Consider the following 21919-nt stretch of genomic DNA (forward strand, 5'->3'; position numbering starts at 1 on the left):
CCGCCCCCGGCGTCACGGGGTCATGCCGGCGTCCGCCGGATGTAAACGGACGGCGAGCCGGCCTCCCGGCCGACGCCTGAACACCCGAAGGAGGACGGGAGGCCGGCTCGTCGTCGGGCCACGGACAACCGCCTCCCACGAACGAGACGCCACCACCGCCCCCGGCCCCTGAACGCCCGCGAACGAGACGCCGCAACCACCCCCGGCCCCTGAACCGCCACGAACGAGACGCCACCCCCGTCCACAGACCCTGAACCTCCACGAACGAGACGCCACCACCGTCCACAGACCCTGAACGTCCACGAACGAGACGCCACCCCCGTCCACAGACCCTGAACGTCCACGAACGAGACGCCACCCCCGTCCACGGACCCAGAGCACCCACGAACGAGACGCCGCAACCGCCCCCGGCCCCTGAACCTCCACGGACAAGACCGCTGCATGCCCGCCAGCAAATGCACGCGGTCCCTGCCATATCGGGGCTTTGCCTTTTCCCGCACGACAGGGCTAATATGGTGCCCTCCATCCTTGGCTGTTTCTAGTGAAGACACCGCATCGCGTATATACCCCGCCTACCGGCGCCATCATCGTCATCTGGCTGCTGCTTTCCGTCGGCGGTGCCCTGATCTGGTGGAATGCTGCGCTGACGGCCATCCATGCCGACTTCAACCGCGACGTGCTCGGGGTGTATTCGCAACTGTCTCGCAAACTGGACCAGAACGAAGCCGTGCTCAGCGCACTGGTCGCGCAGAGCGACAATGCCCAGCCCGGACGGCAAGAAATGATGCGGCGCTTTGCCCGGCGAATGGTCGAACACTATCCCCAGCTGTACACCATCGAATACTTCGAAAAAGTCACCCCGGGCAATCGAGGCCGCTACCATGATCTGATCCGGCATCGGGCCGGAGCAGGATTTTTTCTACGCAATAACGATGTGCCCGAGCGGAAGCAATCGCTGGAGCCTCCTGCGCGATCGGTCTATCTCGCGGTATCCGTGATCGAACCGGATCTTCCCAAGGCTGCAATGGTGTATGGCTACGATGTCTTGCACGACCCCTATTTCGCCGACGACGTAAAACGCGCGGTCAGCAGCGGCAAGATGACCGCCTCGCTGCCTTTCGAACTATTCGAGGGGGGGCGTGTGTTTTTACTCATGCGTGCGTTATACCTCAACGACAAAGTCGTTGCCGCCGAGTCGCCTGCGTTTCAGGGCATCGTCGCTGTGGTCGTTCATTTCGACCTCATGCTGAGGGAACTTCATCTGGAGCGACTGCCGCTTGATATTTCGCTGGCCAGCCGAAACGGGCACACCGCGCTTCTGAGCACGAATGACAATGCGCACGGCGACTGGCTATCGCTGGGACGTCTGACCTGGCAGAAGACCCTGCCCAGCCAGTCCCAGCCTTTCGAATTGCGTGTCGAACGCGAGCTGCAGATCGGCGATTTCCAGTTACTGCCCCTCGCCGCGCTGGAGGCGCTCCTGGCCCTGTCCTGTCTGCTGGGCTGGAAGATTTTTCTGCAGCGGCGCGCACTCGAAGAGGCGCGCTATATGGCCGACGAGTCCCTGTATCTTCAACGCGAGCGCGCGGCGGTTACCCTCAACGCCATCTACGACGGCGTGGTCAGCCTGAGCATCGACGAGTCGGTCGAACTCGTCAATCCGATGGCGCAGCAACTACTGGAGCGTTCAGAACTGGAACTGGTTGGACGTCACTACCGTAGCGTGCTGCTGCTGAGCAATGAACTGGCAGATAGCCTGATAGAAGATCCGGTCAGCATCTGCCTGCGCACCGGCGCCCTGGTCGAGCTGCCTGAACACACGATTCTGACCACGGCGGCCGGCAATGCGCGGCTGGTCGAAGGAGCGGTTGCGCCGCTATTCGCCCTTAACGGCGAATTGAGCGGAGCCGTATGCGCGTTTCGCGACCTGGGTCCAGTGCGCATGCGGGCTCGGCAAGCGCTGGAAGCCAGCGAGAAACGCGTCAAGGAGCATCTGGAGAAGCTATCGCACGTCGCCCGCCTGCACACCATGGGGGAAATGGCTTCCGGTATTGCACATGAACTCAACCAGCCCCTGAGCGCAATCACCAGTTATTGTCAGGCGTCGCTGTCGTTGCTGCAGGAGTCGGAAGCCGATCCCGAGATCCTGCGCGCCTTGGGCGCGGCAGTGGCCCAGGCTGGGAGGGCGGCCGAAATCATCAAGCGGCTGCGGGTTTTTGTCAGCAAGCGTCAGAGCGAGACCCGCCTGATCGATTTGAACCAGGTCATCGACAACAGTTTATTCCTGGCCGAACATGATCTACGCGAGGGTGGAGTGGAGGTGAAACAAAAACTGTCACCGCGACCGGTCGCCGTTCTGGCCGACAGCATACAGATGGAGCAGGTGATACTGAATCTGCTCGGCAATGCCATCGATGCTTTGCGGGATGAACCGGTCGGCCGGCGAAGCATAGAGATACTGAGCCGCCTGGACGGCGGACGCGCCGTGCTCGAAATTCGCGACAGCGGGCGCGGTATCAGCCCGCAGGTGCGCGACGTGCTGTTTCATCCCTTCTTTTCGACCAAGTCCCAGGGCATGGGGCTCGGATTATCCATCTGCCAGACTATCGTCGAGCAGTATCGCGGCTCTATCTCCGCCGAAAATATCGCCGGTAGCGGGGCGGCCTTCCGCATTGTCCTGCCGGCAGCGGGTTGAAGCGAACGGTCAGTTACCGGGCATGATGCGCGTGCGTTGCGCGCGTTCTTCTCGCGGGGTGATGCCGAAATGGCTGCGGTAGGTGCTGGAAAAGTGAGGCCCGCTGGAAAAACCGCAGGCCAGCCCGATCTGGACGATGGACTTCGAGGTCTGTTGCAGCAGCTGGCGCGCGCGCGCCAAGCGTAGCGACAGATAGTATTTCGAAGGAACAGTGCTCAGATACTGCTTGAACAGCCGTTCCAGTTGTCGGCGCGACACCCCGACGTAGTAGGCGATGTCGTCGGTTGACAGGGGCTCTTCGATATTGGCTTCCATCAGGCTGACGGCATCGGTGAGCTTGGGTTGACTCCCTCCGATACGCGTTGCAAGCGGGATACGCTGCCGTTCGCTGCCGGGGCGCACCCGTTCCAGTGCGAAAATTTCCGAAAGCTGCGATGCGAATTCATGACCGTGCTGTTCGCCGACCAGCGTCAGCATGAGGTCGAACAGGGCGGCGCCCCCTGCGCAACTGATACGGTTGCCATCGATCTCGTACAGATTGCCGGATACCACGACTTCGGGAAAGGCGTCGGTGAAGGCGTTGATTTCCTGCCAGTGCAGGGTCGCACGCGCACCGTTGAGAAAACCTGCGCGCGCGAGCCAGTAGCTGCCATACCCGATTCCCGCCAAGGGCAGGCGATCTGCGTTCAGCGCCGCGATGCCGCGGCGCAGTTCGTCGACATCGACCTCGCTTGCGATGTCTCCCGACAGCACGAACAGCGCATCCAGTTTGGGGCTGTAGGACAGCGGCAGATCGACGGCCTGCTTCAGGCCGTTCGCCAGAGGCATCGGGCTGCCCGCCGGCGACAGGGTGACAAACTCGTAGAGCTTTTTCTCGGCAAGCTGGTTGGCGCGCACCAGTACCTCGCTGATGATGGCCATATCAGTCATTGCGGCGTGCGGGAGCAGCAGAATGCCATAACGCTGTGGTTTGGCTACTTGCGTCGGAAGGCCCATGGTTTCCAAGGTCTATCGTTCTGAACAGGATAGCCGGTGCGGCAATGGTCTTGTCCGCGCCTGGCTGCCTGCTATTGTACGATTATTTTCTCTCCATCGAGAGGAATTAGCGGCGTGATGCCGTGAGCGATTCTGAGCCCTGCGGCGGCATCGCCAGGCGGGGCGCAGCATCGTGTTTATTTGGTGCAACAGTTTCTCTGCGGCGGATGTTGCGTCGCAGCAAGATGCTGCCCGTATTCTGGGAGAGGAAGAGGGGTGATGTGCCATTTGCATAAATTTCTATCAAATCAGCGATCTAAATCCGGTAGCCAATTCAGGCTGGCAGGATGTATGTCATGACGGTCTGGATTCATGAGCAATACTCATGACATCGAGCGATGGAAGTCACGGGCAGGGCGTTTTTTGTTGCCTTGCAGCAGCACTTAGACTGCCGGAAAACACGTAGGCTCACTACAATGAGAGGCAGCATCTCTGTGCGAACAACTTGAGAAGGTACCATGCCGCTGACAAACAAGACCGAACTCGCCAGTCTGATTGCCGATATCCAGGCCGTTGCCCAGACTAAACTTTCTCCCGAACAAGCCGTTCACTTGGCGTCGTTTTTCCCGAATTACTACGAAGAAGCCGAGCATGGCGATTTGCGCCGGTTTTCCTCGCTCGATCTGTTCGGCGCCGCAATCGCACATTACGAGTTTGCGCAGCGGCGCGAAGCACACACGCACAAGGCGCGGATCTACAATCCGGAATTCGAGCGCGATGGCTGGCAGAGCACCCATACCGTGATCGAAGTCGTCACCGACGATATGCCCTTCCTGATCGATTCGCTGGCGATGCTGCTGTCGCGCCATGCCCTGAATCTGCATCTGCTGGTTCATCCGGTGCTCGAAGTCGAGCGCGACCTCGACGGTCGAATTGTGGGCGTTAGCCGGACTTCCGACCGCAGCCGTCCGCTTGAGTCCCTGATCCACCTTCAGATTGACCGCGTCAGCGACAGCGACACCTTGCAGCAGCTGGAGACCGATCTCAACCGGGTCATCGCCGATATCCGCCTCGTCGTAAGCGATGAGCCGGCGATGCGCGAGGTGCTGGCCGGACTCGCGGCACAGACGGCGGCACTGGGGGGCGAGCGACAGGAAGATGCGGTCGAAGCCGCGGCTTTTCTCGACTGGATGGCGGACAACCATTTTCTGTTCATGGGGTATTGCGACTACGATCTGGTCAAGCGCGACGGGCGAGACAGTCTGCGTATCTGCAAGGGGAGCGGGCTCGGCATTCTGCGCGACCAGGGCGCGAAGGAATACTCGAGCAGCTTCGAACAGTTGCCGCAGCACTTGCGCGAGTTGGCACACTTGCCGCAACTGATCATCTTGAACAAGTCGCAGACGCGCTCCATCATCCACCGCTCGGCCTACGTCGATTTCGTCGGCATCAAGCGCTTCGACGCTGCCGGGCAGGTCATCGGTGAGCGGCGCTTCCTCGGTCTGTACACGGCGCGCGCGTATCAGGCCTCGCCCAAGGATATTCCGGTGCTGCGGCGTAAAATCCGCGCCGTGCTCGATGCCTGCGATTTTGTCGATAACAGCTACAAGGCCAAGACACTGGGTTTCGTGCTCGAAACCTACCCGCGCGACGAGTTGTTCGAGATTCAGCCCGAGGCGCTGGCCGCCACGGCCGAGGGCATCGTCAACCTGCAGGAACGGCCGCGCGTGCGCTTGTTCGTGCGCACCGATCGTTACCATCGCTATGTCAGCTGCCTGGTCTACGTTCCACGCGACAGTTTCAGCACCGAGATACGGCTGAAAATCGAGCGGGTTCTGCTCAACGCCTTCAATGGCGTTTCCACCGAATTCAGCGTCCAGATAGGAGATGGCATACTGGCGCGCGTGCATTACATCATTCGCACCCAGGCGTCGCAACTTCCCGATTTCAAGACGGGGGATATCGAAGCCGAGATAGCGCGCCTGGTGCGCGGATGGAGCGAGGAGATGCACCAGCAACTGGTCGAAGGCCACGGCGAGGAACAGGGCAACCGCCTGTTCAACCGCTATAAGGACGCTTTTCCGTTGTCCTACCGCGAAGAGTTCGCGGTACGAAACGCGGTGCTCGACGTCCAGCACATCGAAACCGTCACCTCCGATCATCCGCTTGCGATCAAGCTGTATCGACCCTTCCACCGCAATGCGCACGATTTCAACCTGAAACTGTTCAGCCTCGGCGAAGCGCTCGGGCTGTCGGCGAGCCTGCCTATTCTCGAGAACATGGGGGTGCGCGTACGCGATGAGCACCCCTACTGCATCGCGCGTGCGGACGGCGGGGCCGTGTGGATCAGCGACTTCGGGCTGGACCTGGGCAGCGCCTTCGAGCAACTGGCCGACGAAAACGTGCAAGCCGGATTCCAGGAACTGCTTGCACATGTCCTGACGCGGCGCAGCGAGAGCGACGGCTTCAACCGGCTGGCCTTGCTTGCCGGCCTCGGCTGGCGGGAAATCACGCTGGTGCGCGCTCTGGCCAAATACCTGCGCCAGGCGGGGCTGACGTTCAGCCAGGCGTATATCGAACAGTGCGTGGCCAACTATCCGGAGATCACCCGCCGTCTGGTGAAACTGTTCTGCGCGCGGCTGGACCCGCTGGAGGCGGATGAGCCGCGTGCACAGGAGCTGCTCGCCGAAATCCGGTCGCGGCTCGACGATGTCGCCAACCTGGACGAAGATCGGATCCTCAACGGTTTCCTGACGGTGATCATGGCGACGCGCCGCACCAACTACTGGCAATGCGATGCGGACGGGATGGAGAAAGCCTTCGTCACCTTCAAGTTCGAATCCGCCGCCATCGGGTTTTTGCCGCAGCCACGGCCGCTGTTCGAAATCTGGGTCTACAGTCCGCGCGTCGAGGGCGTGCATTTACGCGGTTCACGCGTTGCGCGCGGCGGACTGCGCTGGTCGGATCGCATGGAGGATTTCCGCACCGAAGTCCTGGGGCTGGTCAAAGCGCAGATGGTGAAGAATTCGGTGATCGTCCCCATGGGGTCGAAAGGCGGGTTCGTCTGCAAGCAATTGCCGCCGCCGTCCGACCGCGAAGCCTGGCTGGCGGAAGGGGTGGCCTGCTACAAGATTTTCGTTTCCGCCTTGCTCGATCTGACCGACAACCTGATCGGCGGCACGATCGCGGCGCCGCGGGACGTCCGCCGTCTCGACGGCGACGACCCCTATCTGGTGGTGGCGGCGGACAAGGGGACGGCAACCTTCTCCGATATCGCCAACAGCGTGGCGATTGAACATGGTTTCTGGCTGGGCGATGCGTTTGCCTCTGGCGGCTCCGCCGGCTATGACCACAAAAAAATGGGCATTACGGCACGCGGCGCCTGGGAATCGGGCAAGCGCCATTTCCGCCATCTTGGGCTGGACACGCAAAGCCGGGATTTCAGTGTGATCGGAATCGGGGACATGGCCGGAGACGTGTTCGGCAACGGGATGTTGTTATCGCCCCATATCCGGCTGCTCGCGGCGTTCAACCATCAGCATATCTTCCTCGATCCGTCGCCCGATGCGGCTGCCGCGTTCGCCGAGCGTACGCGCCTGTTTGCGCTGCCGCGTTCAAGCTGGAGCGATTACCGCGCCGAATTGATCAGCGAAGGGGGCGGCGTGTTCGAGCGCTCTGCCAAGTCGATCGCCTTGTCGCAGCCGGTGCGGGACTGGCTCAAGACCGCGCGCGAGAGCATGACGCCGAACGAGTTGATTCATGAGATCCTGCAGGCCGAGGCTGATCTGCTTTACAACGGCGGGATCGGGACCTATGTCAAATCGGCGCAGGAAAGCCATGCCGACGCGCTGGACCGCGCCAACGACGGTGTCCGCGTCAATGGCGGCGAGCTCAAGGTGCGGGTGCTGGTCGAAGGCGGCAATCTGGGGTGCACCCAGCGCGGACGGATCGAATTCGCGCTCAAAGGCGGGCTGATCTGCTCGGACGCCATCGATAATTCAGCCGGTGTCGATTGCTCCGACCATGAAGTGAATATCAAGATTCTGCTCGGTGCCGTCATTCAGGCCGGCGACATGACGCTCAAGCAGCGCAACGAGTTGCTGGCCGAGATGACGGAAGAAGTCGGCGAACTGGTGCTGAGCAATAACTATCTGCAAACCGAAATCCTGGCACTGAAGCGGATGGAAGCGCCGGCGCTATTATCTACCCACGCGCGGCTGATCCACCATCTGGAAAAAAATGGCGAGCTCAACCGCGAGCTCGAATTCTTGCCGAGCGAGACGCAGATCAACGAGCGTCGGCTTGCGCGCCAGGGATTGACCTCGCCGGAGATGGGGGTGTTGCTGGCCTATAGCAAGATCTCGCTGGACCGGGCCCTGCTGGAGAGCGATCTGCCCGACGACGATGATTTTCTGCCGGTGCTGGTCCGCTATTTTCCGCGGCCCCTGCAGCAACGCTTCGGCGGCGAGATGGGACGGCACTACCTCAAGCGCGAAATCATCGCCAACCAGTTGGCCAACCAGATCGTGAATCGGATGGGCACCAGCTTTGTCTTCCGCCTGCAGGAGGAGTCGCCGTTTGGCGTCGCCGACATCGCGCGTGCCTGGTGGGTCGCCAGCCGGGTATTCGATGCCGAGCGCTTGTGGCATGGCATCGAAGCGCTCGATGCCAAGGTGCCTGCCGAGCTGCAGATGAGCATGCTGACGCAGGTGCGAACCCTGATCGAGAGGGTGACCCGTTGGGTGTTGCGCAACAAGCGCCCGTTGAAGCCGGTATCCGGATGGATAGAACAGTATGCGTCCAAGGTACAGGCTCTGCTGCAGGGCCTGCCGCAACTGATAGACAGCGCCGCCTATCCTGCCGTCGGCGAGCTGGAGGGACGGTTGGGCCTGCCGGCGGTTCCGCCCGGGCTGAGCGCGGTACTGGCGCGGCTGGAGTATGCGGTGTCGCTGGTCGATATAATCGAGATCGCCGATGCCGGTGGCGGCGAGCATGAGACGGTGGCGGGCAATTATCTGCGGCTTGGGCAGATGCTGCAGCTGGACTGGTTGCGCGATGCGATCACGCGCCTGCCGCGCGACAATCGCTGGCAGGCTCTCGCGCGTTCGGCCCTGCGCGACGACTTGTATCAACTGCACCGGCGTGTAGCGGCACAGGCTCTGGCCGATGGCGGGCCGGCGCCGGCGTTCGCCGATGTCTGGTTGCAAGCGCGGCAACGCGAGGTGGTGCAGTGTCAGCAATTGCTCGCTGAATTGCAGTCGTTCGAGACCCTCGATCTGGCCATGCTGTCGGCCGGGATGCGAGAACTGAACAACCACCTGCTCGGTTGAGAGGGACGCGAAAAAGGCGCAGCTCGCGCTGCGCCTTTTTTTCCTGCGCCGGGGCGGCCTGGCCTGCCGGCAGTGTCAGTGACGGCCAGTGCTGCCGAAGCCGCCTTCGCCGCGCTGCGATTCCGGAAATTCGTCGACGATATTGAAGCCGACTTGCACGACCGGCACCACCACCAGCTGGGCGATGCGTTCCAGCGGCGCCAGACGGAAAGCCTCGCCCGAACGGTTCCACACCGAAACGAAGACTTGCCCCTGATAATCGGAATCGATCAGGCCGACCAGGTTGCCCAGCACGATGCCGTGCTTATGCCCGAGGCCGGAGCGCGGCAGAATGATGGCGGCCAGACCGGGGTCGGCGATATGGATGGCCAGGCCCGTCGGAACCAGATGCGTTTCGCCCGGCGCGATGAGAATATCGTTTTCAATGGCGGCGCGCAGGTCGAGCCCGGCGGAGCCTGCGGTGGCATAGGCCGGCAGTTTGTCCTGCAAGCGCGCATCGAGGATCTTGACGTCGATAACGGGTTTCATGGGGTCCCTTTCCGTGGACGGTATCGTGCCTGCGTCCTCAAGGCCGTACGGCAGAAGGTGAGTCCTTCCTGCGCACGGTTTCCTGAAGCGCGGCGATTCGCTCGACGATGGCGTGTGCCACGTCGCGCTTGCTCATCGACGGCAGCGCGGTGGCGCCGGCGTCGTCCAGTAGTGTCACTTCGTTGCTGTCGGCACCCATGGCGGTCTGCACCAGGTTGGCGACAAGCAGCGGCAAGCGTTTGCGGCGGCGCTTGCTTTCGGCGTATTCGAGCAGGTTTTCGCTCTCGGCGGCAAAGCCGACGCAGAGCGGGGGGCAGGGCAGGCTGGCCACCTCGGCCAGTATGTCCGTGTTCTCTTCCAGTTCGATGACCGGGACGCTCGCTCCCTTCTTGAGTTTATGCTCGCTGCGATTTTTCACCCGATAGTCGGAGACGGCGGCCACGGCGATGAAAATCTGGCTGGCACCCACTTCGGCCAGGACGGCGGCCCGCATGTCGGCCGCGCTCACGACGTCGATGCGGCGGATGCCGACAGGAGAGGGCAGGCCGGTAGCCCCCGAGATCAGCACCACTTCGGCACCGGCGTCGCGACAGGCGCGAGCCAGGGCGTAGCCCATCTTGCCCGAGCTCGAATTGGTGATGCCGCGCACGGCATCGATCGCTTCGAAGGTCGGTCCGGCGGTCAGCAGTACGCGCTGGCCGAGCAGCCGCTTGGGCGTGAACACGCCTTCAAGCAGCTCGGCGATCTCGGCGGCCTCAAGCATGCGGCCCGGGCCGACTTCGCCGCAGGCCTGGTCGCCGCTGGCCGGGCCGAACACGGTGACGCCGTCTGCGCGCAACTGCGCCAGATTGCGCTGGTTGGGCGGATTGTCCCACATCTGGCGGTTCATCGCTGGTGCAACGATCAAGGGGCAGGTTCGGGCGGCAGCCAGCGTCGAGATCAGGTCGTCGCAGATGCCATTGGCAATCTTGGACAGCGTATTGGCGGTCGCCGGCGCCAGCAGGAGGGCATCGGCCCGGCGCGACAGGTCGATATGCGCCATCGCATTGGTCGGGCGTTCGTCCCAGACGTCGGTATAGACGGCGTGCCCGGACAAGGCCTGAAACGTCATCGGCGTGACGAAGCGGGTTGCGGATGCGGTCATGACCACGTCGACCTGATGGCCGGCCTTGATCAGCAAGCGTGTCAATTCCGCCGATTTGTAAGCGGCGATCCCGCCGCAAACCCCGAGCACTATCCGTCTGCTTGTCATGGCAAATCCACAGGATCGATAAACCGCAAAGTGTAACGGATTTTCCGCTGCAGGCGAAACGACATCCGGGGTGACCGCGCTCGGGTGCAACGGAATTGCGCGAATGATAGAAAAGAGTGTGCTATAGCCAAAGAAAGGGCTGCCATGACGATCCGGCACTGGCCGCTGCATGAGCGGCCGCGCGAGAAATTATTGCAGCAAGGCGTCCAGTCCCTGAGCGATGCCGAGTTGTTGGCTGTCGTCCTGCGCACCGGGGTGCGCGGGGAGAGCGCGATCGACCTTGGCCGCGGCCTGATCGCCGATTTCGGGTCGCTGACGGCCCTGCTGGTCGCCGGCGAAGATGCCGTAACCGGGCGTCTGGGCATCGGACGGGCCAAATACGCGCAGCTGATGGCGGTGCGCGAGCTGGCCCGGCGGGTGCTGTGCGAAGAATTGCGGCGGGGCGATGTGCTCGATCATCCGCAGGCGGTTCGCGATTACCTGCGGCTCATCATCGGAGCACGCGAGATCGAAGTGTTTGTGGTGATTTTTCTGTCGGTACGCAATCAGGTACTGGCGATCAGGGAGGTATCCAGCGGAACCTTGACCGAAACGAGGGTCTATCCGCGCGAGGTCGTCCGGCAGGCGTTGTCGCATAACGCCAGTGCGGTGATCGTCGCGCATAACCATCCCTCCGGCTTTGCCGAACCGTCGGAAGCGGATATTCGCCTGACCGGGCGCTTGAGCTCGGCGCTGGAACTGGTGGATATCCGCATGCTTGACCATTTTGTGGTGACGGAGGGGCTGGCGGTGTCGTTTGCCGAGCGTGGCCTGTTATGAACGAGGTGTACTGGCGGCATGGCCGTCGTTGTTTCCGGCGGGAGTTGTCCCGGCCGGGTTGACCCAGTCTCGAATGCATCACATGGAGGTCATCATGAACATCCTGCGTTTGCTGAATGAGTCCGAGTATATTCAGGTCAATAACCAGTTCATCAAGCCCGATCACCCTCTGGTATCGGAAGAATATGCCGACGATGACGATGTTGCCATCGACGCGCGTCTGGACGGCGGCGAGTTGATTCTGACCGTGGCCGAACTGGAGGAGGCCACGCCCCTGGCCGATGGCGGTTTCTGGCTGGAGGGCGTGGGTTACCTGCGATTTTTGTCGCGTGCGGGGCTGCATTGACGGTGCAGCGTGTCCCGCCAGCGGCTCAGAACACCACTCCGGCGCGCAGAATGATATTGCAGTAGGGAGTGAACTCGCCGGTACGGACCACGGCGCGGGCCTTGGCGCTAAGCGCCTTGAACGCTTCGTGCGTCACGGTTTCAACCCGGGCGGGGGCCACTTTGTCCGCCATTTCGGCGAACAGGCCGGCGTTGACTTCGCTCAGTTCACCGGCAAGCAACGCCGTCTCCACCTGCAGCTCGCTGAGTACGGCATCCAGCACGCTGGCGAAGGACGGCACGCCGCGCGAGACCGCCAGGTCGATGCGAAGGGTGCCCGGCGGGACCGGCAGTCCGGCGTCGCCGATGACCAGCATGTCGCCATGTCCCATTGTTGCGATCAATTCGGACAGCGCGCTATTCAACAGTTGCGTTTTTTTCATGATGGACTTTCCTTAGTCTGCAAGAACCACTTCAGCCCGGAATGGAATCGACGGTTGCGCTCCGGGACGGGATACGCAGATGGCCGAGGCGGCCATGCCGAGGCGAACCGCGCGATCAAGTGTGGCGCCTTCAATCAGCGCCGCCGCCAGGCCCCCGATGAAGGTGTCGCCGGCAGCCGTGGTATCGACGACGGTGGTCGGGAAGGCCGGGTAGTGGCGCACCCCTGCGCCGTCTGCGACGAGAGCCCCCTCCGCGCCCAGCGTCAGCAGCACATGCCGCGCCCCCATCGACAGCAGTATTCCGGCGGCGATGGTCGCGCTGGCGCGGTCGATGACAGCGTGCCCTGCGATGAGCGCGGCTTCGGTTTCGTTGACGACCAGATAGTCGATTTTCGCGATCAGCCCGGCATCGAGCGCCGCGGCGGGAGCCGGGTTGAACAGGATGGGAACGCCGGCGTCGGCGGCGATGGCGATCGCGCGTTCGACACAGGCGAAGGGGACTTCCAGCTGCAGGACGAGCAGGGCCGCTTGCGCGATGCGTTCCGCTTCGGCATCGATGGCAGCGACGCTCAAGGCCGCATTGGCGCCTGGGGCGAGCAGGATCCTGTTCTGGCCGCTGTCTTCCACGATGATCATGGCGGTGCCGCTGGCCAGCGAGGGATCGGTTCCGACCGCGTCGGCGTCGATGCCGGCGTCGAGCAGTCCCTGACGCAGGGTGGCGGCGAAACCGTCCTGTCCGAGGCGGCCGACCATGGCGACCGGCGCGCCCAGACGGGCGCAAGCGATTGCCTGATTGGCGCCCTTGCCGCCAGGGTGGACGGCAAAGCCGTGCCCGGTCAGCGTTTCGCCGGCTTCAGGGCAGCGCGCGGCGCTGAGGACGAGATCCATATTGAGGCTGCCCACCACCACGATGCGGCGCGGGCGATCTTGAGAGCGATCGTCAGTCATGAGCTGATTACCTGTTTCATTCACGATAGGGGGCGCAGGAGCCGCGTTCTACCAGGGTCGCTTGCAGCAGCCTGGAGCAGGGTTCGCTGCGTAAATGGTGCAAGCGTTCGAACAATAATTCGACCGCCAGTGCGCCGATCTGTTGTTTGGGCTGTGCCACCGTCGTCAGCGGTGGGCACATGAAGGCTGATAATTCGATGTCGTCGAACCCGATGATGGACAGATCGTCGGGAATAGTCAGTCCCCGCCGGTGCGCCGAGCACAGCGCACCGATGGCCATCAGATCGTTGCATGCGAATACGGCGGATGGCGGGTTTACCCGTGCCAGCAGGTTTTCCATGGCCTGCAGCCCGCTCGCGCTTGAAAAATTGCCGCGTTCCAGTTGCTCGGGCTCTGGCGCCAGCCCTGCCTCCCGCATCGCACGTCGCCAGCCTTCTTCGCGCAGGCGCGTCGATGGCAGTGCCTCCGGCCCGGCGATGCAGGCGATGCGGCGATGGCCGAGTTCGAGCAGGTGGCGGGCGGCGAGGTAGCCGCCGGCCTCGTGGTCGACCGAGACGATGTCGCACTCGGTCGACGCGGTGGAGCGGTCGACCAGGACCAGGGGAATGCCGGCCCCGCGGATCAGATCGGGCAGGTCGTCACTGTCGCCTGACGACATTACGATCAGCCCGTCCACCCGTTTTTCCATCAATACCCGTAAATAGACGCTCTGCTTGCGCGGATCGTCGTCCGAGTTGCATAACACGACGTTATAGCCGGCGGCGAAGCAGCGACCCTCGATGCAGCGGATGACTTCGGCGAAATAGGGGTTGGAGTTGTTGGGAATCATCATGCCCAAGGTATGGGTGACATGGTGCTTCAAGCTGCGAGCGACCGCGCTGGGTACATAGCTGAGCTCGCGCATTGCTTCCTCGATGCGCTGTTTTGCATCGAGGCTGACAAACCGCGTGCCGTTAAGTACGTGCGAAACGCTGCTGACCGAGACGCCTGCCCGTTGGGCAACCTGCTTCATTGTGGCCATGGCCGCTGCTTTTCCTTGTAGGGCTTTGCGTCAGTGTCTGCGCTGTTTGCGAGTGTCGCGGTATTTGTCCAGCATGACGGCGGCGATGATGACCAGGCCGGTGATGATGCGTTTGGTCGGTTCCGATGCGCCTATCTGCGCCATGCCGGCTTCCAGCACCGAAATGATCAGAACCCCGAAGAAGGTGCTGATGACCGAACCGCGCCCGCCCATCAGGCTGGTGCCGCCGATGACCACCGCGGCGATCACCTGTAGTTCGATGCCGATGCCGGTGTTGGGATCGGCCGCTTCCAGGCGGGCGGTCTGAAACATGCCGGCGATGCTGGACAGCAGACCGAGCAGGGCGTACACCGCGATCTTGATCGGGCGCGGATCGACCCCGGCCAGGCGCATGGCCTCCTCATTGGTGCCTATGCCTATCATGTAGCGGCCGAAGACGCTGCGAGTCAAGGTCACGTGCCCGATCACGATAATCAGGAAGGCGATGATGAAGGCCGGAGAGATTCCGCCGATCAGGGACGAATTCAACCAGTCGATCATGTCGCCGATATACTGGGTGCGCGAGTCCGTGACCAGATAGGCACCGCCGCGAGCCACCTCCAGCATGCCGAGCGAGACGATGAAGGAGGGCAACTGCCATTTTACCGATACGATGCCGGTGGCGAGGCCGCAGGCGGTGCCGGTGGCCAGGCCGAGCAGCAGGGCGGCGGGCAGCCCCCAGTGCCATTGCAGAATCGCCAGCGAGCACAGACCGCTGCTCAGTGCCATGACCGAACCGACCGACAAGTCGATCCCGGCAATGATAAGGACAAAGGTCATCCCCACTGCCATCACCGTCAGGGCCGGAATGTCGTTGGCGATGGTGACGAAGGTATTCACCGTCAGAAAATAGTGGCTGAGGCTGCCGAACAGGGCGAGCATCAATACCAGCGCGCCGGCGAGTCCCATATAAGTGCCGGCGATGCCGCCGAAGCGGGAGGGGGTGGTCGAGGTTGTCATGATTATCCTTTAGCTCTGCTGGGGCGCCTGTTTGCTGTAGCCGCTGAATGCCGCTTCCAGGAGTGTCTGTTGTTCCCATTCGCCGCGGGGAAAAGTCTTGACCAGGCGTCCTGCGCTCATGACGCCGATGCGGTCGCAGATCTCCATCAACTCGCGCAAGTCGCTGGAGACGACGACCAGGGCTTTGCCGTCGGCCGCCATTTTTTCCATCTGCTGATAGATATCGGCGCGGGCGCCGATATCGACGCCGCGCGTCGGTTCGTCCAGCAGCAAGACATCGCAGTCCCGCAGTAGCCAACGCGCGAGAACGACTTTTTGCTGATTGCCGCCGGACAGCTCGCCGACGGCTTGTTCCAGCGTGTGACAGCGGATGTCGAGCGTGTCGGCCAGTTCGCGTGTCAATGCGCGTTCGCGCAGAGGTTTGAGCCAGCCACGCCGCGTGACGCGGTTGAGCGTGGCCAGCGTGGTGTTGACGACGATGGATTTGTCCAGCAGCAGACTTTGCGACTTGCGGTCTTCCGTGATCATCCCTATGCCACGGTGGACGGCTTCTTGCGGCGATGGAATCGGTGTGGGCGAGGCTTCGCCGTGCAGATAGATCGCACCGCTATCGGCGCGATCTGCACCGAAGATCAGACGCAGCAGTTCGGTGCGTCCTGAGCCGACCAGGCCGGCGATGCCGAAAATTTCACCCGGACGGACCTCGAAGCTGACCTCTTGCACGACCGGCGCGCGCGACAGCGCATCGACGCGCAGCAGCGGCGCCGCCGGCGGCAGGGTCGGGCGGATCGTGCTCGCGAGCACGTCACGGCCGACCATCAAGCGCACGATGTCGTCCTGGCTGCTTCCTGCCATCGGCCGGGTCTCGACGTGATGCCCGTCGCGCAGGACGCAGACTCGATCGGCTATGGCTTCCACCTCCCCCAGGCGGTGCGAAATATAGACCAGGCTGACTTTCTTGGCTTTGAGTTGGGCTATCTGTTCGAACAAGCGGTCGATCTCGTGCGGCGTCAGCATGGCGGTCGGCTCGTCCAGGATCAGCAGTTGGCAGTTGCCGATCAGACTGCGGGCGATTTCCACCATCTGCTGGTGCCCGATGCCGAGTTCGCCGACCGGCTGGCGCGGATCGATGCGATCGAGGCCGATGGCTGCCATATGCTCGGCCGCCATCGCATTGAGTTCGGTCGTGCGCAGAAAGCCGGCGCGTTGCGGCAGATGACCGAGATAGAGGTTTTCCGCCACGCTCAGCGTGGGAAGCAGGCTGAGTTCCTGCATCACCATGCGAATGCCGAGTTTTTCGGCCGCGTGTCGCGACTCGGGGCGGTAGGGGGCATCTTCCAGCCACATTTCCCCGCTGCTGGGCTCTATCAGTCCAGCGACAATTTTGGACAGCGTGCTTTTTCCGGCGCCGTTTTCGCCGGTCAAAGCCAGAACTTCGCCCCGGTTCAGCGTCAGATCGATGTCGCTCAAGACAGGTGTGGCGTAGCGCTTGCCTATGCCGGCAAGACGCAGGTAGGGCGTCGGGCTCATCGCGCTTCTCCTTGCGTGTAGAAGCCCGGCCGCCGCGGGGAGGCGGCGGCCGGCGACCTTAGCGGGTGACCAGCGAAACGTCGGTTTCGATGACAGCCGGCAGCGATTTCTGCGGGGTCTTGGCAGCGATGGCCTTCAGTGCGGTTTCAATACCGAACACGGCCTGCTTGGTGGCGTACTGATTGGCGGTCGCCAGGACGCGGCCATCGGCCAGCATCGGCTTGATGGCATCGATATCGTCGTAGCCTACGATCTTGACCTTGCCGGCCAGGCCGGCGGTCTTGACGGCAGCGACCGCGCCGAGGGCCATATTGTCGTTACCACAGAGCAGGGCCTTCAGGTCCGGGTGTTCGCGCAGCATGGCGGAGGCGACGGTATTGCCCTTGTCGATTTCCCATTGGCCGGATTGAACGCCAATCACATTGGCCTTGGCCGCCTTCATCGCATCCTGGAAGCCTGCCGTGCGCTGCTGTGCGTTAAGCGTGGTCGATACGCCTTCCAGAATGCCGACCTTGTCGCCAGCCTTCAGTTTGCGGGCCAGATAATCGCCGACCAGACGGGCGCCCTTGCGGTTGTCCGGGCCGACGAAGGGAACGTTCAGGCCTTTGCTTTTCAACGTGGCGACATCAAAGCGGTTATCGATATTCACGACCAGGATGCCACTGTCGATCGCTTTCTTGATGGCGGGGATCAGCGCTTTCGAATCCGCCGGCGCAATGACGATGGCGTTTACATGCTCGACCACCATCTGCTCGACGATGCGGATCTGGTTGGCGGTATCGGTTTCATCCTTGATGCCGTTGGTGATCAGCGTGTACTGCCCTGCATGTTGTTTCTGGTGGGCTTTGGCGCCGTCTTCCATGGTGCGGAAGAATTCGTTGGCCAGCGATTTCATGATCAGCGCCACTTTGGGCTGTTCCGCTGCCGCAGCGTAGCTCCCGGGAATACCGGTCATGACGACCATCAAGGCGAGGAGTTTCAGAGTGTGACGACGAGTTTGCATGTGAGTCATCTCCATCATAACGAGGGTTGGTGCGCTTATGGTGTTTGCCGTAGAAAACGATTGCGCAATCGTTTGCGTAAGTCTTGTCCGCGCTTATGTCGATGTCAAGAATGTCGTGCGCCGTTTGCCGCCATGCACCGATTTGTTGCGTGTGTGCCAGTGCAGCATCACGGCTCGGCTCCACATTGGTGCGGTGCGAAAATCGCGTCTTTGCTGGCGGGGCGGGCCTTGGCGCGGCACTGGCCGATGCCGTGCGCGCAGGGGGGGATTTAGCGTGCTGGCCGCGCTTGATTCTTCTCAATTTGCATGCACGGGGACTGTCGACCCGGGATGGCAGGGTCTATCCTTATTGAATAAAAACACAAGGAGGATGGACATGGATCGCTATACGGTGGGCCTGATCTGCGCTGGAGGAAGCGGCGCTCCCTTGCTGCGGCGCTTGCTCGATGCTCCCTTTGTCGACGTGGTTGGGGTGGCGGATTTCGATGAAGGCAGCCCCGGCATCGAGATGGCGCGCGAGGCCAAGGTGCCGGTGGTCGATCATTTTCTCGATCTGGTCGAGCACGGCAGCGGGATCGATATTCTGATCGACGTTTCCGGATCGCAGAAAGTGGGCGATGAGGTTCGGCGCTTTCTGCATTTCTGCGGCAATACTCACACCGTCTTCGTCCACGAGCGCGTTGCCTTGCTGATCATGTCGCTGTGCGCGGGATCGCGCACGCAGGCTCCGCTGGAGAACATGACGCGTTACTGAAGACCGGCCTTACCTAGCCGAAACCCCGCTGCCGCAGCGCCAGATAGAGCATGGCCGCAGAAAGCGCGTCATTGAGCGCATCGTGGCGCGGCAGCGCCGGGACGCCGAGTTCGGTCTGCAGGGTGCTCAGGCTCAGGTCGATGCTGCTGTCCGGGTATTGTCTGATCCGGTAGTCGTAGTAGCGCGCGGACAGCTCGATCTGCCGGTTGGGCAGCGCGATGCCGGCCAGCGGGCGCAGGTAGTGGTTGAGTACCGCGATATCGAATTCCAGGTAATAGCCGACCAGCGGACGCGCGCCGATGAAAGCCGCCAGCCGCGTCATCGCTTCTTCCGGCGCCACTCCAGTGGCAAGGTCGCGCGGGCGCAGACCGTGGATGGCGATATTGCTGCCCTCGGGGGCGTGTTGCGGTTTGACCAGCAGCGCCAGCGAGTCATGCGCGAGTATGCGGTTGCCACGGATCTTGACGGCGCCTATCGACAGCAACTCTGCCGTGCGTGGATTCAGGCTGCTGGTTTCGCAATCCAGACTGACCAGATCGCCATCGTCTTCGTCGAACAGCGGCAGGAAGCGCGTGTCGCACAGGCGAGCGCGTCGGCGGGCGCGGAGCAGGGCGGCGAACATCAGAAGCTTGCCAGGTGAAAGTGGTGGCGTAGTAGCGCCCTGAACCGTTTTACCACGGCTAGCGCCTCCTTGAGCAGGTCGCGCTCAAGCGAGCTCAACTCGCTGGCCACGATCAGATTGCCGCTGGGCTTGCCCCGCTCGATGGCGGCCAGGCCTTGCGTCAGGCGCAGCTTCAGCATGAAGGCGAGCGCTTCGGCCAGGTCGGCACCCAGCTCCGCTTCCAGCACGCCTTGCCGCACGAGCCCTTGCAGTCGGTCGAAGGTATTGCTTTCGGCCAGTCCCGTTTCCAGCGCCAGCGCACGCGCACCGTGCACGATGGCGAAGATGCCGCCTTTTTTCAGATCGATCGTGGCGCGGCCATCCTGCTCGCGTGTCAGCAACTGGGCGAACAGTCCCAGAGGGGTGTCGAATTGTTCGACGGCGCGCGCGAAGCGCGAGAACCAGGCGCTGTCGTCGCGCATGCAGGTCTCAAGATAGCGGCGGCACTCGGCGAGCAGGCTTGCGTCGCCGGCCACCGGCTGGGCATCGACGAAAATGGCCAGCTGCATCATGGCCTCGCCATCCGGCGCGTAAACCCAACGCCGGATGCGTTCGCGCCAGGCGCCGACCTCCAGCCGCCATTCGGGGCGGTACAGCATGACGCCGCCGGGGCAGGGCGGATAGCCGAAACGGGTCAGCGCGTCGGAAAACGCGCTCGTGGCCGTCACCACCGCACTGGCATCGATGCCGTTGCCATCGCGCAGAATCAGCGCATTGTCCTGATCGGTCTTCAGCAGTTGTTCGCCGCGTCCTTCCGATCCCATGACCAGCAAGCAGCTGGCGCCGTAGAGCGCGGGCGGCGCCAGCAGGCGCCAGGTGCGCTCGAACAGCCGCGCATTGAGCGCCTGCAGCAGGCGGCCGAGAGGGGACACCGCCAATCCGCTGCCGGCCAGTATCTGCACCAGGCGCGTGATCTGGGCGGCGGCGGCTTCCAGTTCATCGAGGTTTTCCGCTCTTTCCAGCCGTTGTGCGATCAGGTGCGAATGATTGGAAAAATAGGCCAACAGGTCGACTTGTTCCAGGATGTCTACGGCCGCACCGTCGTCATCCACGACCGCCAGACGCTGAATATTGTGGCGGGTCATGGTCAGCAGGGCATCGAACAGGTAGTCGTCGCGGCGGCAGGCGATCACCGGCCAGTGCGCGAGTCCGGCCAGCGGCATCGCGGTATCGGTGCCGTTGATGATGATGTCGCGAAAGTCGCTGACCGTGAAGATGCCGGTTTCGCCGCCCCGGCTGACCAGCAGCGATTTGACCTTGTGCCGCTTCATCGCGCAGGCGGCGTCCAGTACCGTGGCGTGCGCATCGAGTCGCAGCGCGGCGCGCAGGCTCAGATCGCCGACCCTGGCCGTCAGCAGGGTCTGCGTCTCGCGGTTGCCGCTTTGCTGGCTCATGGCGTCGAGCTTGCTCGCCACGCCGGCATAAAAAAACGCGCCGAAGCGCGTGTTCTGTTCCGTCAGTGCCAGTACGGCGGCGCGCGGCAGGGCGAATGCCAGCGTCTGTTCGTGCACGAAGAAACGGTGCCGCGTCTCGCCTGCGATCAGGGCGCGCGAGTCGAAGGTGTCGCGTTCCCGGAATACGGCGATCAGTTCATCGCCATTCATTTCGCGCACGATGCCCTTGATGACGATGTACAGCGTGTCGACCGGCTGCCCGGGGGCCATGACTTCCGCGTCTTCCGCAAAGAAAACGATGTCGGCGGCGGCTTCCAGCTGCTGCCGCTCGCCGGGCGTCAGACAGTCGAACGGCGGCTGGGAAAAATCGAATCGCGTCATGGTCCGGCTCCTGATGCTGCGACCGGCCGCCGTGCGGCAGAACGGCTAACCCGGGCAGGGCACGCTGGCTTCGACCGGCGGATGTGTTCCCTGGCGGCGCAGTGCGACGCGGCCTTGGGAGAACATGAGCAATTCGCCCGGAAGCAGACGTGTCCAGTGTTCGTTATCGGTCAGTGGCTGAGTGGCAATCACGGCAATGCGGTCCTGTGGCGTGGTCAGGGTGGAAAAATCCACCGTGATATCCTCGTCGATCAGGTGGGCGCTCTGGAACGGCGCCTGCCGCACCAGATAGTGCAGATGGGTCGAGCAATGGGCGAACAGGGCTTCGCCATTGGAGAGAATGAAGTTGAAGATGCCGTGTCCGGTCACTTCGTCGACGACCTCCGCAATGGCATCGAACACCTCTTCTTGCGACGGTTGCTCGGACCAGCGCTGGCGCAGGCGCTCAAGCAGCAGGCAGAAGGCGCGTTCGGAATCGGTACTGCCGACCGGATGAAAATAGGCAGCGGGCGCCGGGTCGAAGTCGTGCAGATTGCCGTTGTGCGCGAAGATCCAGTAACGGCCCCACATCTCGCGGATGAAGGGGTGAGTGTTGGCCAGGCTGACAACGCCCTGGGTCGCCTTGCGGATATGCGCAATGACGTTTTCCGATTTCAGCGGGTACCGACGCACCATTTCCGCGACCGGCGAGTCGCAGGAAGGCCTGTCGTCGATAAACAGCCGACAGCCCTTGCCTTCGAAAAAGGCGATCCCCCAGCCATCGGCATGATGGTCGGTCAGGCCGCCGCGGCGATGAAAGCCCTCGAAAGAGAAGGAAATATCGGTGGGCGTATTGCAGTTCATGCCCAATAGCTGGCACATC

17 protein-coding genes are annotated in these 21919 nt (G+C 62.5%); 5 read left to right on the plus strand and 12 right to left on the minus strand.

Features of this window, described 5'->3' with window-relative positions; translation table 11 throughout:
- The first annotated feature begins 541 nt into the window (after nucleotides 1-541).
- Nucleotides 542-2695 carry an ATP-binding protein gene (locus G520_RS23890; RefSeq protein ID WP_246542667.1) on the plus strand — a complete coding sequence of 718 codons (2154 nt, stop codon included), beginning with the start codon at nucleotides 542-544 and terminating at the stop codon, nucleotides 2693-2695.
- A gap of 9 nt (nucleotides 2696-2704) precedes the next feature.
- Here G520_RS23890 and G520_RS0105480 read toward each other — a convergent pair whose 3' ends face one another.
- A complete protein-coding gene (locus tag G520_RS0105480) occupies nucleotides 2705-3616 on the minus strand; it encodes a GlxA family transcriptional regulator (RefSeq protein WP_248620851.1) in 912 nt (303 codons plus the stop codon).
- Nucleotides 3617-4188: 572 nt separating this feature from the next.
- Between G520_RS0105480 and G520_RS0105485 the strand changes: the two genes are divergently transcribed.
- Nucleotides 4189-9000: an NAD-glutamate dehydrogenase gene (locus G520_RS0105485; protein WP_028534772.1), complete on the plus strand. Its 4812-nt coding sequence runs from the start codon at nucleotides 4189-4191 to the stop codon at nucleotides 8998-9000.
- 75 nt (nucleotides 9001-9075) lie between these two features.
- On the opposite strand, the gene dut is transcribed toward G520_RS0105485, so the two are convergent.
- Together dut and coaBC are read right to left on the minus strand one after the other, a co-directional pair.
- Nucleotides 9076-9528: a dUTP diphosphatase gene (dut, locus tag G520_RS0105490; RefSeq protein ID WP_028534773.1), complete on the minus strand. Its 453-nt coding sequence runs from the start codon at nucleotides 9526-9528 to the stop codon at nucleotides 9076-9078.
- Nucleotides 9529-9565: 37 nt separating this feature from the next.
- On the minus strand, nucleotides 9566-10780 hold the full coding sequence (coaBC, locus tag G520_RS0105495) for a bifunctional phosphopantothenoylcysteine decarboxylase/phosphopantothenate--cysteine ligase CoaBC (protein WP_028534774.1): 1215 nt from the start codon (nucleotides 10778-10780) through the stop codon (nucleotides 9566-9568).
- 144 nt (nucleotides 10781-10924) lie between these two features.
- On the opposite strand from coaBC, the gene radC reads away from it, so the two are divergent.
- Both radC and G520_RS0105505 read left to right on the plus strand, forming a co-directional pair.
- Nucleotides 10925-11599, plus strand: coding sequence for a RadC family protein (radC, locus tag G520_RS0105500; protein WP_028534775.1), 675 nt, complete (start codon nucleotides 10925-10927; stop codon nucleotides 11597-11599).
- Between the two features lie 94 nt (nucleotides 11600-11693).
- Nucleotides 11694-11945, plus strand: coding sequence for a hypothetical protein (locus G520_RS0105505; protein ID WP_028534776.1), 252 nt, complete (start codon nucleotides 11694-11696; stop codon nucleotides 11943-11945).
- Nucleotides 11946-11970: 25 nt separating this feature from the next.
- Here the strand turns inward: G520_RS0105505 and rbsD are convergent, their stop codons facing one another.
- Genes rbsD through G520_RS0105535 form a run of 6 tightly spaced genes read right to left on the minus strand, consistent with a single transcriptional unit; the run spans nucleotide 11971 to nucleotide 17867 of the window.
- The gene (gene rbsD / locus G520_RS0105510) at nucleotides 11971-12366 is read right to left on the minus strand and encodes a D-ribose pyranase (RefSeq protein ID WP_028534777.1); all 396 of its coding nucleotides are present in this window, start codon (nucleotides 12364-12366) and stop codon (nucleotides 11971-11973) included.
- Between the two features lie 12 nt (nucleotides 12367-12378).
- Nucleotides 12379-13314, minus strand: a complete 936-nt coding sequence (gene rbsK, locus G520_RS0105515) for a ribokinase (RefSeq protein WP_051229084.1) — start codon at nucleotides 13312-13314, stop codon at nucleotides 12379-12381.
- A gap of 16 nt (nucleotides 13315-13330) precedes the next feature.
- Complete coding sequence (locus G520_RS0105520; RefSeq protein ID WP_028534779.1) at nucleotides 13331-14335, minus strand: LacI family DNA-binding transcriptional regulator; 1005 nt, start codon at nucleotides 14333-14335, stop codon at nucleotides 13331-13333.
- A 30-nt stretch (nucleotides 14336-14365) separates the two neighbouring features.
- Complete coding sequence (locus tag G520_RS0105525) at nucleotides 14366-15334, minus strand: ABC transporter permease (RefSeq protein WP_028534780.1); 969 nt, start codon at nucleotides 15332-15334, stop codon at nucleotides 14366-14368.
- A gap of 9 nt (nucleotides 15335-15343) precedes the next feature.
- Entirely contained in the window at nucleotides 15344-16864 is a 1521-nt protein-coding gene (locus G520_RS0105530; RefSeq protein WP_028534781.1) for a sugar ABC transporter ATP-binding protein, read from the minus strand.
- A 58-nt stretch (nucleotides 16865-16922) separates the two neighbouring features.
- The gene (locus tag G520_RS0105535) at nucleotides 16923-17867 is read right to left on the minus strand and encodes a sugar ABC transporter substrate-binding protein (protein WP_028534782.1); all 945 of its coding nucleotides are present in this window, start codon (nucleotides 17865-17867) and stop codon (nucleotides 16923-16925) included.
- A gap of 376 nt (nucleotides 17868-18243) precedes the next feature.
- On the opposite strand from G520_RS0105535, the gene G520_RS0105540 reads away from it, so the two are divergent.
- Nucleotides 18244-18621: a hypothetical protein gene (locus G520_RS0105540; RefSeq protein WP_036665471.1), complete on the plus strand. Its 378-nt coding sequence runs from the start codon at nucleotides 18244-18246 to the stop codon at nucleotides 18619-18621.
- A 13-nt stretch (nucleotides 18622-18634) separates the two neighbouring features.
- Here the strand turns inward: G520_RS0105540 and G520_RS0105545 are convergent, their stop codons facing one another.
- Genes G520_RS0105545 through G520_RS21685 form a run of 3 tightly spaced genes read right to left on the minus strand, consistent with a single transcriptional unit; the run spans nucleotide 18635 to nucleotide 21918 of the window.
- Nucleotides 18635-19243 (minus strand): 3'-5' exonuclease, encoded by a 609-nt coding sequence (locus G520_RS0105545; RefSeq protein ID WP_028534784.1) that lies wholly within the window; start codon nucleotides 19241-19243, stop codon nucleotides 18635-18637.
- Nucleotides 19243-21057, minus strand: coding sequence for a putative nucleotidyltransferase substrate binding domain-containing protein (locus tag G520_RS0105550; RefSeq protein ID WP_028534938.1), 1815 nt, complete (start codon nucleotides 21055-21057; stop codon nucleotides 19243-19245). Before G520_RS0105550 ends, G520_RS0105545 begins: the two co-directional genes overlap by 1 nt.
- A gap of 45 nt (nucleotides 21058-21102) precedes the next feature.
- On the minus strand, nucleotides 21103-21918 hold the full coding sequence (locus tag G520_RS21685; RefSeq protein WP_036665472.1) for a class II glutamine amidotransferase: 816 nt from the start codon (nucleotides 21916-21918) through the stop codon (nucleotides 21103-21105).
- Nucleotide 21919 lies beyond the last annotated feature (1 nt).

The organism is Paludibacterium yongneupense DSM 18731, assembly GCF_000422925.1.
Classification (GTDB): domain Bacteria; phylum Pseudomonadota; class Gammaproteobacteria; order Burkholderiales; family Chromobacteriaceae; genus Paludibacterium; species Paludibacterium yongneupense.

Bases quoted from the DNA above. Each gene is read 5' to 3' on its own strand.
- G520_RS0105480 (WP_248620851.1), bottom strand. From the start codon at position 3,616: ATGGCCATCATCAGCGAGGTACTGGTGCGCGCCAACCAGCTTGCCGAG.
- G520_RS0105485 (WP_028534772.1), top strand. From the start codon at position 4,189: ATGCCGCTGACAAACAAGACCGAACTCGCCAGTCTGATTGCCGATATC.
- dut (WP_028534773.1), bottom strand. From the start codon at position 9,528: ATGAAACCCGTTATCGACGTCAAGATCCTCGATGCGCGCTTGCAGGAC.
- coaBC (WP_028534774.1), bottom strand. From the start codon at position 10,780: ATGACAAGCAGACGGATAGTGCTCGGGGTTTGCGGCGGGATCGCCGCT.
- radC (WP_028534775.1), top strand. From the start codon at position 10,925: ATGACGATCCGGCACTGGCCGCTGCATGAGCGGCCGCGCGAGAAATTA.
- G520_RS0105505 (WP_028534776.1), top strand. From the start codon at position 11,694: ATGAACATCCTGCGTTTGCTGAATGAGTCCGAGTATATTCAGGTCAAT.
- rbsD (WP_028534777.1), bottom strand. From the start codon at position 12,366: ATGAAAAAAACGCAACTGTTGAATAGCGCGCTGTCCGAATTGATCGCA.
- rbsK (WP_051229084.1), bottom strand. From the start codon at position 13,314: ATGACTGACGATCGCTCTCAAGATCGCCCGCGCCGCATCGTGGTGGTG.
- G520_RS0105520 (WP_028534779.1), bottom strand. From the start codon at position 14,335: ATGGCCACAATGAAGCAGGTTGCCCAACGGGCAGGCGTCTCGGTCAGC.
- G520_RS0105525 (WP_028534780.1), bottom strand. From the start codon at position 15,334: ATGACAACCTCGACCACCCCCTCCCGCTTCGGCGGCATCGCCGGCACT.
- G520_RS0105530 (WP_028534781.1), bottom strand. From the start codon at position 16,864: ATGAGCCCGACGCCCTACCTGCGTCTTGCCGGCATAGGCAAGCGCTAC.
- G520_RS0105535 (WP_028534782.1), bottom strand. From the start codon at position 17,867: ATGCAAACTCGTCGTCACACTCTGAAACTCCTCGCCTTGATGGTCGTC.
- G520_RS0105540 (WP_036665471.1), top strand. From the start codon at position 18,244: ATGGATCGCTATACGGTGGGCCTGATCTGCGCTGGAGGAAGCGGCGCT.
- G520_RS0105545 (WP_028534784.1), bottom strand. From the start codon at position 19,243: ATGTTCGCCGCCCTGCTCCGCGCCCGCCGACGCGCTCGCCTGTGCGAC.
- G520_RS0105550 (WP_028534938.1), bottom strand. From the start codon at position 21,057: ATGACGCGATTCGATTTTTCCCAGCCGCCGTTCGACTGTCTGACGCCC.
- G520_RS21685 (WP_036665472.1), bottom strand. From the start codon at position 21,918: ATGTGCCAGCTATTGGGCATGAACTGCAATACGCCCACCGATATTTCC.